The sequence below is a fragment of the Agromyces intestinalis genome (assembly GCF_008365295.1).
Taxonomy (GTDB): Bacteria; Actinomycetota; Actinomycetes; order Actinomycetales; family Microbacteriaceae; genus Agromyces; species Agromyces intestinalis.
Map to the genome: position 1 here is coordinate 1,650,081 of NZ_CP043505.1, position 12,842 is coordinate 1,662,922.

The window sequence follows — 12,842 nt, forward strand, 5'->3', positions numbered from 1 at the left end:
GACAGGGGGATCGACGATGAACGCCAAGCCGACCGGCCACTACGTCACCAAGGGCGACGAGCTCCGACTCCAGTTCGACCGACTGTTCCACGCCCCCATCGAGGACGTCTGGTACAGCCTGACGAACCCCACCGCGACGGCCGGCTGGATCGGCACCTGGACGGGCAGTCCATCGACCGGCGGCATCCTGTTCAAGATGACCGCCGAAGACCCCGACGCCGACTGGATGAGCGTCTCGGTGCTCGAGTGCGAGCCGCCGCACAAGTTCCGCCTGCACATCGGTTCGGGCGACGCGACCCGTCGTCTGCACTGCCACGTGCGCGAGGCCGCAGGCGGGCTCACCACCCTCGTCTTCCAAGAACGCATCGTCGACCCGTCGGTGGTCGGCGAGATCGGTCCCGGCTGGGACTACTACCTCGACCGCCTGCAGGCGGCGCGGGCCGGGCAGTCGACGCCCGACTGGGGCGACTACTACCCCGTGTTCCGCGACCACTACCGCGATATGCCGGTGCCCCGAACGGCGACCCGGTGAGGTCGGTCGACCGGCTCCGCCGCCGGCAGCAGACCGAGGACCGCACCTCGATGATGTCGGCCCAGCCGTTCCGCTGGGGATTCATCGTCACGCTCGGCGTGCTGCTCGCGCTGCTGCTCGCGGTCGCCGCGGTGAACCTGCAGAGCGTCATCCTGTCGGTGTTCATCGCGGCCTTCGTCGCCCTCGGGCTCGACCCGCTGATCCGCTGGTTCCAACGACGCGGAATGAGCCGTGGCCTCGCGATCCTGGTCGTGATCCTGTTGTTCCTCGGCGTCGTGGTGGCGATCGTCTGGGTCGTGATCCCGCCGCTGGTCGAACAGATCACGGCGCTCTTCCGGGGCATCCCCGAGCTCGTGCAGCGTGCCGAGGACGCGAACTGGTACGACGAGGTCAACGCGGCGACGAACGGCCTGCTCACCGACCTGCTCGCCGGCGTGCAGCAGATCCTGAGCGACCCGAACCTGTGGGCCACCATCGGCGGCGGTGCGCTCGCGTTCGGTGCCTCGATCATCGGCGCGGTGTCGACCGGCGTGTTCGTGGTCGTGCTGTCGATCTACTTCATCGCGACGCTCGACATGACCAAGCACGCGGTGTACCAGCTCGTGAAGGCGTCGCACCGCGAGCAGGTCGTCTCGTACTCGGAGCGCATCATGAACTCGGTCGGCAAGTACCTGAGCGGCATGGTGGTGCTGGCGTTCTTCAACGCGGTGTTCTCGACGCTGCTGCTCACGATCGTGCGGGTGCCGTTCGCGCTGCTGTTCGGCGTGATCGCCTTGTTCGTCACGCTGATCCCGCTGATCGGAACCGTGCTGACCACGGCGATCATGACGATCTTCTCGCTCTTCGTCTCGCCGACCGCGGGGCTCATCGTGCTGCTCGCGATGCTCGTCTACATGCAGATCGAGGCGTACGTGCTGACGCCGAGGGTGATGGGCAAGGCGGTGCAGGTGCCCGGCACGATCGTGCTCATCTCGGCGCTGGCGGGCGGCACTCTGCTCGGTCTGCTCGGCGCGCTCGTGGCGATCCCCATCTCGGCGGGCATCCTGCTGATCATCCGCGAGATCGTGATCCCGAAGCAGGCGCGCACCTAGCGCGCCCGCCCCGGGATCACGATCGGCCCGGCCCGCTCAGCGAGCGGCGAGCTCGGGCTCGGGCAGGTCGGTCGCCCGGTCGGTCGGCGCGATCATCCGGTCGGATGCTTCGCCCGAAGCACGATCGGATGCCTCGCCGGCACGCCCTGCCGGAAGGAACAGCGCCGCGACGAACGCGAGCGCGAGCGCACCCGCACCGACGAGGATCGCCGGCACCGCGGCATCCACGTAGCCCGTCGGCGTGAGCTGGCCGCCCGCGCCCGTGAACACGGCGGTGAGCACCGCGATGCCCAGGGCGACGCCGAGTTCGCGAAGCGTCGAGTTCGTGCCCGACGCCTTGGCGTGGTCGTCGTCGGCCATGTTCGCGAGCACCGCGGTCGACATCGGCGCGAAGACGAAGGCCATGCCCACGCCGGCGATGAGGAACGGTGCGACGAGCACGCCGTAGGCGACGTTCGCGTCCATCACGAGCGCGAGCCAGGTGAGTGCGACCGTCTGCATGGCGAGACCGGCGACCATGAGCGCGCGAGTGCCGACGCGCGGTGCGATCGCCCCCGCGATCGGGGCGATGAACATCGGCGCGAGCGTCCACGGCATGGTCTGCACGCCGGCTTCGAGCGGGCTCGCGCCCTGCACCACCTGCAGGAACTGGATGAGGATGAACACGGCGCCGAACATGCCGAAGCTGAAGGCGAAGCCGACGAGGTTGGCCACCGAGAAGCTGCGGTCGCGGAAGAGGCGCAGCGGCAGAAGAGGCGCCGTCGCCCGGCGCTCCCAGAGCACGAACACGACGAGCAGCACGGTGCCGGCGGCGAGCGCGGCGAGCACCTCGGCGCTGTCCCAGCCGGCGTCGTTGCCGCGGACGATTCCGTAGACGAGGCCGAGCACGCCGAGGCCTGCGAGGGCGACGCCGGGCACGTCGATGCGCACCCGTGCGCCGAGCGAGTTCGGCAGGGCGGCCAGCGCCAGCGGGATCGCGACCACGCCGATGGGCACGTTGAGCCAGAAGATGGCCTGCCAGTTCCAGCCCTCGACGACGGCGCCGCCGATGAGCGGGCCGAGTGCGACGCCGAGGCCGGCGACCCCGCCCCAGATGCCGATCGCCGCGGGTCGGAGCCGCGCGGGCACGGATCCGGCGATGAGCGTGAGCGAGAGCGGCATGATTCCCGCGGCGCCGACGCCCTGGACGGCGCGTGAGGCGATGAGCATCCACGGCTCGGTCGAGAAGGCGGCGAGTGCGCTCGCGATGGTGAACACGCCGATGCCTGCGAGGAAGACGTTCCGGCGGCCGAGCCGGTCGCCGAGCGCGGCGGCCGCGAGGATGAACGTCGCGAACGCGAGGGTGAACGCGTTGACGAACCACTGGAGTTCCTCGATCGAAGCGCCGAGGTCGGCCCGCATGGCGGGCAGGGCGTTGGTCACGACGAGGTTGTCGAGCGTGGCCATGAACATGGGCAGGGATGCCGCGACGACGGCGAGCCACACCGGGACACGGCGTGCGGTGGCGGACATGGATGCTCCTTCTGGGTTCGGTGCTGGTGGATTCGTCGGCGGGCCGGACCGCTGTGGTAATCGACTGATTACCTCCCTCGAGGCACTGTAGTAATCGACTGATAACATGTCAAGCATGCAGACGAAGATGGATCGCATCCCCGCAACGGAGCGGCGCGAGTTGATCCTCGAGGCGGCCACGCGCGTCTTCGGCGACCTCGGCTACGCGGGCGCCACGACCGACAAGGTCGCACGGGCCGCGGGCATCAGCCAGCCGTACGTGGTGCGCATGTTCGGCACGAAGGAGCAGCTGTTCATCGAGGTGCTCGAGCGCACGTGCGAACGCATCCTCGGCGCGTTCGACGAGGCCATCCGGGCCACCGACGACGAGCGCAGCGTGCAGTCGCGCGTCGGCGAGGCGTATGTCGAGCTCGTCGAGACCGACCGCGGGATCCTGCTCGCGCTCATGCAGGGGTTCATCCTCGGCCACGACGCCGGCATCGGGCCGGTCGCCCGGCGCGGATTCATGCGCATCTACGACCGGCTGCGCACGGTGTTCGAGCCCGAAGAGGCGATGAGCTTCATGGCCCAGGGAATGCTCATCAACACGCTCATCGCGTCGGGGCTGCTCAGCCAGGTGCAGCAGCACCAGGAGAACGTCGACGAACTGCTCGCCTGCACCTTCGGCGACAAGCTCGGCATCGTCGTCGACGGGCTCGCCCGCGACGCGTGAAGCGGGAACGACCCGGGGTCAGTTCCAGACCGACGGCGCCGCCGCACGGGTCGCGGGCAGCGCGACATCCTCGCCCCAGCGGTGGATCCACTCGGGCAGCTCCTGGCCCGACGGGTCGGTGCCGAACGCCTCGATGAGCTCGGGAACCGGCACCGTGCCGCCCGTCCTGCGCAGGAACCGCCCGCGGATGAACCCCTGCGCGTAGATCTCGGGCTCGCCGTCGGGGCCGGGCCGCACGAACCGCTGCTCGACGTACACCGACTTCTCGTCGAAGCCGATCACCCGCGACTCGATCGTGAACCGCTGCCAGGGGTTCAGCGACTTGCGGAACGTGATCGTCTCGCTCGCGACGACCGGGTACCAGCCCTTCTGCATCATGGTCTTCCAGATGCCGTTGCGCACCAGCATGTCGAACCGGGCGACGTCCATGATCGAGAAGTAGACGCCGTTGTTCATGTGCCGGTTGATGTCGAGATCGGTCGGCAGCACGATGAACCGGGTCTCGGCGACGTCCCAGTGCCCGAGGTCGGGCTTGCGGCGCGACAGGAACAGGACGTGGAGCAGCGTGCGGAAGAGCATGTGCATAATCCACGAGGGTACGAGGCATCCGCCACCGTGGTCATCCGCTTGTCGCTTGCTGACAATGCACCGGTCGGATGCCTCGGGCCCGCGTTGTGGGCTTGCACCGAAACCGGCGGGCGTCGCGGTGCCCTGGTCCCTGCGCGACATCCGCCGCATCCGACCCACTACCGTGGTGCCGTGCGATCCGTGATCTCGACCACCGGGCGGCTGCTCGCGGCGACCTGGCCGCAGCTGCTCGCCTGGTACCTCGCGGGCACGCTCGCGCGGTACCTCATGATCCAGCTCGCGGGGTTCGTCGGAGCATCCACCGCCCTCGGCGGCCTGCTGCTCATGCCGATCGCGATCCTCGCGCGCCTGGTCGCGTTCGTCGCGATGCTGCTCGTGCTGCGCGGCGGGATGCGCCGGCTCGGCACCCTCGCCCCGGTTCCCGCCGATCCGGCCGCCGCGCGACGGTCGTTCGCCGACGCGGTGCTCGCGGGCATCCTGCCGTTCTTCGCGTTCTACGCGGCGTGGGGCTACCTGCGCGAGGACATGGCCGCCTACCTCGCTCGCGGCCTCGAGGTGCAGTCGGGCCGCATCATCGAATCGGCTCTGACGGGCGAGACGGTCGACACCGCCGCGACGCTCGACAACCTCGTGTTCGAGCCGATCACCGTGGCCCTCATCGTCGTCGCCTACGCCGGCCGCTGGGCGCTGAAGCGGTACCGCGAGCGACTGCCGCGGTGGCTCGCCGTCGTCTCGGTGTACCTCGAGGCGGTGTGGGTGTTCCTGTCGGTGACGCTCGTGTCGCAGGTGCTCGGGTGGGTGAGCGCCTGGATCGAGACCCGGCAGGCGATCGTCTGGATCGGCGACGCCCGAGCATGGGTCGATGCGCGGCTCGAGGTGGTGGGGTGGCTGTGGGGCGGGGTCGAGTGGCTCCTCGGCGAGGCGGGCGGCATCGTGCTGCTGCCGGTCGCGTGGCTCACCATCGCCGGTGTCGTCTACGGCCAGGCGGTCGCGGCGCAGGCGCCGCGCCTGGGCGGAGCCGTCGTCGAGCGTGCGCGCGACCGCTACTCGCGCGTGCCCGAGGCGGTGCGCAAGCGCCTGGGCGACCTCTGGTCGGACTTCGCGTCGCGGTTCACCCCGATCGGCCGGGCGATCGTGCTGATGTGGCGGGCCGGCCCGGTGCTGATCGGCGGGTACGTGCTGCTGTACACGGTCGTGCTCTGGCTCGAGGGCGCGCTGACCTTCGCCGTCACGCGGGTCGTGGGCCCGCACGACGTGCAGGCGTTCTGGCTCATCGCCGACACGGCGCTGTTGCTGCTGCCGGTGGTGCTCGTCGAACCGATCAGGGTCGCACTGGTGGCGAGCGCGTACGACGCCACGCTGGCCCGGCTGGTGCCCGCCGACTCAGTCGGCGGCGGCGCTGCCGACGCGGAACCGCAGGAATCGGGGCAGGGCGTCGGCGTCGACCACGTCGAGGGCGAAGGGCCCGGTCGCGTCGTCGGGCACGAGGAAGAGGGCGACGAGCTCGAACGGCTGGGTTCCGGCGCCGGCGCATGAGGTCGGGGCATCCGGGTCGTAGTCGGCTCCGACCTCGGAGGACGCCTCGGACCAGTCGCGACCCGCACCGGATGTCTCGCGCAGCGTCGGCGGCAGGCAGCTCGGTGCGTCGGCATCGGGCTCGATCGCGATCGTCGCGCGCAGCAGTCGCGCACCGGTCGGCACGTCGAGGTCGTGCACGTCGGCGACGGGCTCGAGCCGCGCGTCGCGCCAGGTCGCACCGCCGAACTCGACGGATGCCGCGTGCTCGACCACGACCGCGTCGGTCGGCGTGCCGGCGCGGACCGCGCTCCAGTCGTTCCAGGTGATCGCGCCGAACGTGGCCGGAACCAGCACCACGACCGCGGCGAGCGCGACCGCGTTGCGCCGCCACCAGCCGCGCGTCACGATCGCGCCCACTCGGTCGGGGCCACAGCCACGGATGCCTCGACGTCGAGGCCGCCCGGATCGAACCGCAGCTCGATCACCGAGTCGAGGCGCGAGTCGGGGTCGAGGCCGAGCCGCAGCGTCGCAGGCCCGCCGTCGAGCACGTCGGCCGGCACCTCGAACGCGAGGGCGCCCGCGCGCGGCACGCCGACCGAGAGCTCAGAGTTGCGCAGCGAAGTGGTCGGGCGCTCGCTCGCCGAGAACGTACGACCGCCCTGCTCGATGGTCGCGAGCGCGAGGCGGGCGAACTCCTCGGTCACCACGGCCTCGGCTTCGAGGTCGACCACGATCCACGTGCCCTCGGCGGACCATCCGTCGATCTCGACCTCCTCGGCCGCGCGGACGTCGGTGACGGTGACCGCGAGGTTCCGGCCCTCGACGCGCTCGCCGATCGACGCCTCGACCGGGAACGGCGATTGGACGGCGTCGGCGCCGGGCGTGACGAGCGCGACCACCCAGGCTGCGGCCACCAGGCCGACGCCGACGAGCCAGGCGAGCGCCGTGCGCGAGGTGAGCGCAGGGCGCGCAGTGCGCGAGCGGGGGCTCGTGGGCGCAGGGGACGGCGCGTGCTCGGTCGTGGTGGTCATCGGGTCTCCCCGCCGCTTCCCGACCCGACATCTTCGACGCGCACCCGAACCGTGGCGGCTGCGATGGGCTCGGCCCAGTACACATCGTCGACGACCATCGTGCCCGTGAAGAGCGAGGCGTCGCTCAGCCGCACGACGAGTTCGTCGCCGTCGCCGAACCGGTTCGCGTCGACCGCCCACGAAAGCACGAGCGTCGCCGGAACCTCGGGCTGCAGCCAGGGCGATGCCGTCGCGTCGTCGTAGCGGGCGACCCCCTCGGCAGCGACTCCCGGCAGGTCGGCGAGCTCGACGAGCCGCGACATCCCGCCCTCGCCGATCGACGACAGCGGCCGCGTCCACCGGTTCTCGGCGTCGACCACGAGCGACAGCACGCGCTGGCCTGCCTCGGGGAACACCCCGGAGCCCGGCAGGTCGTCGATGAGCACCGCGCGCCGCACCGTCGTCGAGAACTGGTCGTTCACATGCGGTTCACCCGGTTCGAGTTCGGGCAGCGGTGCCGCCTCGACGGTCGCAATGCCGCCGAACGCCGCGGTCGCGATCAGCACGATCGCCGTCGCGATGCCGGCGAACCACGACGTGGGCACGCGGTCGCTCGCGGCTCTGAGCCATCCGAACCGCTGCGACGACCGCCGCTCCGCGCGAGCGGCCCGACGCGACCGAGCCGACGCGGCGGCCGCGCTCTCCGAAGCCGGCTCGCCCGACCGCTGGGTGCTCACGGGGAGCAAGCATAGGGGGCCGCACGCCGGCTTGCGCGTCGCTGCGACGCCCCGTTCCGTCGCCCGCGACCCGACGCGCGACCCGACCCGGCCCGCGACCCGACGCGTGATCCGGCCCGCTACTCGACCGGTTCGCGTGCCGGAACCTCGCGCTGATCGACGCCGTTGTACACCGACAGCGGGCGGATCAACGCGTTCGAGGCGCGCTGCTCCATGATGTGCGCCGTCCAGCCGACGACGCGCGAGGCGACGAAGATCGGCGTGAACAGCTCGGTGTCGAACCCGATCAGGTGGTAAGCCGGCCCCGACGGGTAGTCGAGGTTCGGGTGGATGCCCTTGCGCGCGACGAACTCGTCGGCGAGCGCGTTGTACAGGTCGAGGATGTCGGGACGCTCGTAGTAGCCGACCAGGCTGTCGAGCGCCGTCTTCATGGTCGGCACGCGCGAGTCGCCGTGCTTGTAGACCCGGTGCCCGAAGCCCATGATCTTGCGCTTCTGGGCGAGCGCGTCGTCGAGCCAGGCCGACACGTTGGCCGCCTCGCCGATCTCGTCGAACGTGTGCATGACCGCTTCGTTCGCGCCGCCGTGCAGCGGACCCTTGAGGGCGGCGATCGCGCCGACGACCGCCGAGTGCAGGTCGCTCAACGTGCTCGTGATCACGCGCGCGGTGAACGTCGAGGCGTTGAACGAGTGCTCGGCGTACAGGATCATCGACACGTCGAACGCGTCGACCACCGGCAGCTCGGGCACTTCGTCGAACGTCATGAACAGGAAGTTCGCCGAGTAGCCGAGATCGTCGCGCGGTTCGACCAGGTCGAGCCCTCGCCTGCGGCGCTGGTCGTACGCGACAACGGCCGGGATCGCCGCGAACAGGCGCTTCGCCTTGCGCAGTTCGGCCTCTGGCGAGTCATCCGCCGCTTCGTCGTCGCGAGCGCCGATCGCACTGACCGCCGTACGCACGACGTCCATCGGATGCGCGGTCGTCGGCAGCTCGTCGATCACGCGCTTGACCACCGGATCGAGGTGCCGGTGCGCCCGCTCGACCTGCTCGAACTCGGCGAGCTCCTCGTCGTTCGGCAGCTCGCCGTGCCACAGCAGGTAGGCGACCTCTTCGAAGGTGACGGCCGCGGCGAGATCCTGCACGGGGTACCCGCGGTACAGCAGCGAATTGGTCTCGGGGTTGACCTTCGAGATCGCGGTGTAGTCGACCGGAACCCCGGCCAGACCCTTGTAGATCTCGGGCTGCTGATCGCTCATCGTGCTCCTCGTGGGTCGGCGGCCGCCCCAGCGCGACCGCCCATCCAGCCTAGCCATCCCCTCCGTCGCCGAAGCGTTCGCGCTGCCACTCACCGGAAGCGCGGCCGCCGCGGCCCGCCCGCCACCCACCACCCACCCACGACGCCGATTGGACGCGATTCGGCCGGGGTGCGGGGCGGCGGGCGCCGAATCGCGTCCGAACGGCGAAGCGGCTCGGACGCGAGTACTCCTCCCCTGCGCGCAAGCGCCAGGCGCAGTGCACCGTTCAGGGGCATCCGTGCCTCGGAGCCGTCGCTCGCGGACAAGCTGGCGCGGTGCCATCGCCGCAACCGCTGCCCTCCCCGCTCCGCGGGCGCGTCTTCACCGTGGGATCCGCCCTCGACATCGGCGTCGGCCGCGATCGGCTCGACCGATCGGACCTGGCTGCGCCGTTCGGCGGCGTGCGGGCGCCGGCGGCGTTCTCAGACGACTTCCACACCCGCTGCGAAGCGGCGCTGCTCGTCTCGGGCCCGGAGGCCGTGCTCTGCGGCCCGACCTCCGCCGCGCTGTTCGGCCTCCCGTTGCCGGCGCGGCACCGGCCGGGCCCGCTCACGCCGATCCACCTCGCACTTCCTGCGGGAAGCCGCGCCGTTCGTCGTGCCGGCATCACCGGCTCAGTGCTGCAATTGCCACCCCATCACGTCACGCGCTGGTTGCACCTGGCGACGACCCGCCCCGCACGCACCTGGTGCGATCTCGCCACGCGCCTCAGCCTGCCCGAGCTGGTCGCGGCGGGCGACCGGATGCTCCGCCTCCGCCTGTGCACCACCGACGAGCTCGCGCGGGTGGCCGACGAACGCGCCGATCGACGAGGCATCCGGGTGATCCGCGAGGCCCTCGACCTGCTCGATCCCGCGTCAGAATCGCCGAAGGAGTCGGAGCTGCGGGTGCTGGTGGTGCGCGCCGGGCTGCCGGCACCGCGGGCGAACGCCGAGATCCGCGACGAGCACGGGCGGTTCGTCGCGCGCGTCGACCTGCTGTTCGAGGAGTACGGCGAGATCCTCGAGTACCACGGCGACCACCACCGCACCGATCGACGGCAGTGGCGGCGCGACCGCACCCGCGAGTCCGAACTCGAGTCGCTCGGCCTGCACGTGACCGAGGTCGCCGCCGACGACCTCCGCGATCCGCCTGCGCTCCTGCGCCGAATCGCGAGGAACCTCGCCCGCCGGGGATGGCGTGGCACCCTGCGGCTCTGACGCCCGCCCGCAGCGCCCGGTCTCCCCCATCGTTTGGACGGGATTCGGCTGAGGCGAGTGCCGCCAGCCCGCCGAATCGCGTCCAAACGGCGCGGAAGGAGAACGGGGAGGGGGGCGCCGCTCAGCGCGAGATGGTGAAGTTGAAGATCCCGGTGTCGAAGTGGTTGTAGCCCTCGTAGTCGACGAGGTCGTAGAGCTCGGCGCGGTGCTGCATCTCGCCGAGTTTGGCCTGCAACGATCCCTCGGCCGCCAGCTCGTCGAGTCCGCGCATCGCCGAGCCCATCGCGAGGCGCAGCAGCGACACGGGCCAGATGACGATGTTCATGCCGACATCGCGCAGCTGGTCGACCGTGAACAGCTCGCTCTTGCCGAACTCGGTCATGTTCGCCAGCAGCGGCACGTCCACGGCCGCCCGCACCGCCTCGAACTCGGCGAGCGTCGCCATCGCCTCGGGGAAGATCGCGTCGGCGCCCGCATCGACGAGCGCCTTCGCTCGGTCGATCGCGGCGTCGAGCCCGTCGACCGCGCGGATATCGGTGCGCGCCATGATCAGGAAGTTCGGGTCGCGCCGCGCGTCGACTGCCGCGGCGATGCGCTGCAGCGCGGTGTGCTCATCGACGACCTGCTTGCCGTCGAGGTGCCCGCAGCGCTTCGGGTTCACCTGGTCTTCGATGTGCAGGCCGGCGAGGCCGGCGTCCTCGAGTTCCTGCACGGTGCGGGCGACGTTCATGGGCTCGCCGAACCCGGTGTCGGCGTCGATGATCGCGGGCAGTTCGGTCATCCGCGCGATCTGCCGACCGCGACCGGCGACCTCGCTGAGCGTCGTGAGCCCGATGTCGGGCAGCCCGAGATCGGCCGCGAGCACCGCACCCGACACGTATACGCCCTCGAACCCGCGCTGCTCGATGAGCCGTGCCGACAGCGGGTTGAACGCGCCGGGGAACCGCAGCAGCTCGCCCGTGGCGAGTCGCTCGCGGAACGCGCGCCGCTTCTCGTGCGCCGGGGTCTTCGCATACAGCATGGATGCCTCCTCAGAGGCCGACCGGCACGGAGCGCCGGCCGACAGATGGATCAGAGCAGATGGATCAGAGCAGATGCAGGGGGGTCAGAACAACCCGGTCGGCACCTCGGTCGCGGCCAGCACACCCGGTGCCGCCGTGAAGGTGAGGCCGCCGAGCTCGTCGGGCGAGAGCTCGGGCAGCCGCTGCGCGAGGTCGAGGAACCGCTCGATCTCGGCGGGCTCGAGCGCCCACTCGGCGAGTGTGCGGAACTTCTTCACGTAGTCGTCGCGACCGAACGGGCGGGCACCGAGCGGGTGCGCATCCGCGACCGCGATCTCGTCGACGATCTCGCCGCCGTCGGCGAGCTTGATCACCACGCGCCCGCCGAACGCCTTCTCGGCGATGTCGAGCGAGTGGTAGCGGCGCGTCCACTCGGGGTCTTCGACGGTGGTCACCTTCTTCCACAGCGCGATCGTGTCGGGCTGGTGCGCCCGCTCGGGCGAGTACGACGTCTCGTGGTTCCAGGCGCCGTCCTGCAGGGCGACGGTGAAGATGTACGGGATCGAGTGGTCGAGCGTCTCGCGCGAGGCATCGGGGTCGTACTTCTGCGGGTCGTTCGCGCCCGATCCGATGACGTAGTGCGTGTGGTGCGACGTGTGCAGCGTGATCGACTCGACCAGGTCGGGGTTGATGATCAACGGATACGCGTCGTGCAGCTTGCGCGCCAGGTCGATCCAGGCCTGGGCCTGGTACTCGGCGGAGTGCTCCTTCGTGTAGGAGTCGAGGATGGCCCGCTTCGCTTCGCCCGCGTCGGGCAGCGGCACTTCGTAGGATGCCTCGGGGCCGCCGAGCAGCCACGCGATGACGCCGTCCTCGCCCTCGTAGATCGGCACCGGGCTGGTCTCGCCGCGCATCGCGCGGTCGACGGCCTCGACGGCCATCTTGCCGGCGAACGCGGGCGCGTGCGCCTTCCAGGTCGAGATCTCGCCCTTGCGCGACTGGCGGGTCGCCGTGGTCGTGTGCAGCGCCTGCCCGATGGCCTGGAAGATCGTCTCTTGATCGAGGCCGAGCAGGGTGCCGATGCCGGCCGCAGCCGACGGCCCGAGGTGCGCGACGTGGTCGATCTTGTGCTGGTGCAGGCTGATGCCCTTGGCCAGGTCGATCTGGATCTCGTACCCGGTCGCGATGCCGCGCACGACGTCGCGCCCGGTGAGTCCGCGCGACGCAGCGAGGTGCTGCGCGACCGCGACGATCGGCGGGATGTTGTCGCCCGGGTGCGAGTACTCCGCCGCGAGGAACGTGTCGTGGAAGTCGAGCTCGCGCACCGCGACCCCGTTGGCCCACGCCGCCCACTCGGGGCTGGTGCGTCGGGCCGCATCGGCGCCGAACACCGTCGCGCCGTCGCCGCCGATCGACACGGGGTGCGCGAGCGCCTGGCTGCGCGCCGACACGACCGGCTTCCGGGCGATGGATGCCGCGGCCACCGCCGCGTTGTCGATCACGCGGTTCACGACCATCTCGACCACGTCGTCGTCGAGTTCGACGGGATCGGTCGCGAGCGCCGCGAGTTGCCAGGCGAGCTGGCCCTCGCGGGCGAGGTGCTCATCGCTTCGGTGGGTGCGCACGTGGTGGGTCTTCACCCGCTCA

General features: G+C 70.8%; 12 protein-coding genes. 5 read left to right on the forward strand and 7 right to left on the reverse strand.

Translation table 11 applies throughout. The features are described 5' to 3' along the window. The first annotated feature begins 16 nt into the window (after positions 1-16). Positions 17-532, forward strand: coding sequence for an SRPBCC domain-containing protein (locus FLP10_RS07580; protein ID WP_149160313.1), 516 nt, complete (start codon positions 17-19; stop codon positions 530-532). Beyond that, the gene (locus FLP10_RS07585) at positions 529-1,623 is read left to right on the forward strand and encodes an AI-2E family transporter (RefSeq protein WP_149160314.1); all 1,095 of its coding nucleotides are present in this window, start codon (positions 529-531) and stop codon (positions 1,621-1,623) included. The genes FLP10_RS07580 and FLP10_RS07585 overlap by 4 nt, the downstream gene beginning before the upstream one ends. 36 nt (positions 1,624-1,659) lie before the next feature. Here the strand turns inward: FLP10_RS07585 and FLP10_RS07590 are convergent, their stop codons facing one another. After that, positions 1,660-3,135, reverse strand: coding sequence for a DHA2 family efflux MFS transporter permease subunit (locus FLP10_RS07590; RefSeq protein WP_149160315.1), 1,476 nt, complete (start codon positions 3,133-3,135; stop codon positions 1,660-1,662). 106 nt (positions 3,136-3,241) lie between these two features. Between FLP10_RS07590 and FLP10_RS07595 the strand changes: the two genes are divergently transcribed. Continuing rightward, positions 3,242-3,847, forward strand: coding sequence for a TetR/AcrR family transcriptional regulator (locus FLP10_RS07595; protein ID WP_149160316.1), 606 nt, complete (start codon positions 3,242-3,244; stop codon positions 3,845-3,847). A gap of 18 nt (positions 3,848-3,865) precedes the next feature. Here the strand turns inward: FLP10_RS07595 and FLP10_RS07600 are convergent, their stop codons facing one another. Next, on the reverse strand, positions 3,866-4,432 hold the full coding sequence (locus FLP10_RS07600) for an acyl-CoA thioesterase (protein ID WP_149160317.1): 567 nt from the start codon (positions 4,430-4,432) through the stop codon (positions 3,866-3,868). Positions 4,433-4,606: 174 nt separating this feature from the next. On the opposite strand from FLP10_RS07600, the gene FLP10_RS07605 reads away from it, so the two are divergent. Next, complete coding sequence (locus FLP10_RS07605) at positions 4,607-5,971, forward strand: hypothetical protein (protein WP_149160318.1); 1,365 nt, start codon at positions 4,607-4,609, stop codon at positions 5,969-5,971. Positions 5,972-6,354: 383 nt separating this feature from the next. Here FLP10_RS07605 and FLP10_RS07610 read toward each other — a convergent pair whose 3' ends face one another. From FLP10_RS07610 to FLP10_RS07620, 3 genes are all read right to left on the reverse strand, one after another. Next, the gene (locus FLP10_RS07610; RefSeq protein ID WP_210418503.1) at positions 6,355-6,984 is read right to left on the reverse strand and encodes a DUF4352 domain-containing protein; all 630 of its coding nucleotides are present in this window, start codon (positions 6,982-6,984) and stop codon (positions 6,355-6,357) included. Next, on the reverse strand, positions 6,981-7,700 hold the full coding sequence (locus FLP10_RS07615; RefSeq protein ID WP_246150275.1) for a hypothetical protein: 720 nt from the start codon (positions 7,698-7,700) through the stop codon (positions 6,981-6,983). Before FLP10_RS07615 ends, FLP10_RS07610 begins: the two co-directional genes overlap by 4 nt. Before the next feature lie 119 nt (positions 7,701-7,819). Further along, positions 7,820-8,956, reverse strand: coding sequence for a bifunctional 2-methylcitrate synthase/citrate synthase (locus tag FLP10_RS07620; RefSeq protein WP_149160319.1), 1,137 nt, complete (start codon positions 8,954-8,956; stop codon positions 7,820-7,822). Positions 8,957-9,321: 365 nt separating this feature from the next. On the opposite strand from FLP10_RS07620, the gene FLP10_RS07625 reads away from it, so the two are divergent. Beyond that, positions 9,322-10,194 carry a hypothetical protein gene (locus tag FLP10_RS07625; protein WP_149160320.1) on the forward strand — a complete coding sequence of 291 codons (873 nt, stop codon included), beginning with the start codon at positions 9,322-9,324 and terminating at the stop codon, positions 10,192-10,194. Between the two features lie 121 nt (positions 10,195-10,315). Here FLP10_RS07625 and prpB read toward each other — a convergent pair whose 3' ends face one another. After that, on the reverse strand, positions 10,316-11,215 hold the full coding sequence (prpB, locus tag FLP10_RS07630; protein ID WP_149160321.1) for a methylisocitrate lyase: 900 nt from the start codon (positions 11,213-11,215) through the stop codon (positions 10,316-10,318). Between the two features lie 84 nt (positions 11,216-11,299). After that, on the reverse strand, positions 11,300-12,835 hold the full coding sequence (locus tag FLP10_RS07635; RefSeq protein ID WP_149160322.1) for an MmgE/PrpD family protein: 1,536 nt from the start codon (positions 12,833-12,835) through the stop codon (positions 11,300-11,302). Between the last annotated feature and the right edge of the window lie 7 nt (positions 12,836-12,842).